General features: G+C 50.5%; 1 protein-coding gene. It reads left to right on the top strand.

What is annotated here, in order from left to right:
* Positions 1-2: 2 nt before the first annotated feature.
* A partial coding sequence (locus B5F35_RS18075; RefSeq protein WP_242969591.1) for a flagellin N-terminal helical domain-containing protein occupies positions 3-1,587 on the top strand: 1,585 nt, incomplete at its 3' end.

Below are 1,587 nucleotides of genomic sequence, written 5' to 3'. Positions count from 1 at the left end.
GAATCCAGCACAACATTATGGCGATGAACGCCTACCGCAACTACACCAACAACACCAGCGCACTGTCCAAGAACCTTGAGAAGCTGTCTTCCGGCTACAAGATCAACCGCGCAGGCGACGACGCCGCCGGTCTGGCTATTTCCGAGAAGATGCGTGCTCAGATCACGGGCCTCGAGACTGCTCAGAAGAACGCCAAGGACGGCATCTCCCTGGTGCAGACCGCTGAAGGCGCGCTGACCGAAGTGCATGACATGCTCAACCGTATGGTCGAGCTGGCTGACCAGTCCGCTAACGGCACCTATGACAACGAGGTTGACCGTGATAACCTGAACAAGGAACTGGAGCAGCTCAAGGCAGAAATCAACCGTATTGCCGACTCCTCCAACTTCAACGGCATTAAGCTGCTTAACGGTAACCTGAGCACAGGCTTCTCTGTCTCCGGTCAGACTGTTGATCTCAGTGCTGCCCTCAAGGTAACTGCTGGCAAAGAGGCTCTGTCTTTTGTTCCCCCCAGTTTCTCCGTTGATCTGGATGGCCTGAATATTGTTTCCAACAGCACTCAAGCTGGCAGCATTTCTCTTACTGTTGACAGCAAGACTATTAAGTTGACATGGGCTGCGGCTAACTCTGGTACTGCTGTTACGGTAGGCCAGCTGTCTCTGACCGCTGCTTCCATTACAATTGGTGGCGTCAACTACAATATTTCGATTACTGGTGGTGTTATTACCTTTACCACCGCAATGACCGCTGGGCAAATCACAGCGGGTATGGAATTAAACCCCGCCTATGATGTATCGATTGCCAGTACTGCCACAAATGGTGAGGTATCCGGTACAATCAATGCTGGTACACAGGTGAACCAGACAGGACGTCGTGAGCAGGTCGGCACACAGGCAAACGCAACTCTTACAATCTCCCCTGATATGGTGCAGGATGGTGCCTCAATTAAAATCGGTGATGAGGTTTACACCATCAGCTACAGCGCTTCCTTTGTTGCGGGCAATGCCAACATTGGACTTAAAGATCTTCTGACCAGCAAGGGTGAATTGGATCCGAGTAAGATGTCTGAGGTTGTAAACCGCATTACCCAAGCAGCACAGAATAACGCTGATTTCACCGTTGGTAACAATGGAACAACATTGACGTTGCAGGTTAAAACTGATGCAACCAATGGCGACAATCTGATTACTGCTGAGCAGATTAAGGGTGCAATTTCTGTAACTACTGGCGGTGGAACAGGCGATGGGTTGGTTCTGCAGATTGGTGATACCTCTGACAGCTTTAATCAGCTGATGGTAGATATTCAGGATATGCATACCACTACACTGAGCATTGACAATATCAGCATTGCTGATCAGAAGAGTGCTCAGGATGCTATCAAATATATCAAAGAAGCTATCAACACGGTTTCCTCTGTGCGTGGTACTCTGGGCGCAACCCAGAACCGTCTGGACCACACCATCAACAACCTGTCCGTGATGACGGAGAACATCCAGGATGCTGAGTCCACCATCCGCGACACCGACGTTGCCGAAGAGATGATGGCTTACACGAAGAACAACATCCTCGTGCAGTCCGCGCAGGCCA

It is taken from the genome of Anaeromassilibacillus sp. An200 (assembly GCF_002160025.1).
Classification (GTDB): Bacteria; Bacillota; Clostridia; order Oscillospirales; family Acutalibacteraceae; genus Caccousia; species Caccousia stercoris.
This window is presented reverse-complemented; position numbering and strand designations above follow the sequence as displayed.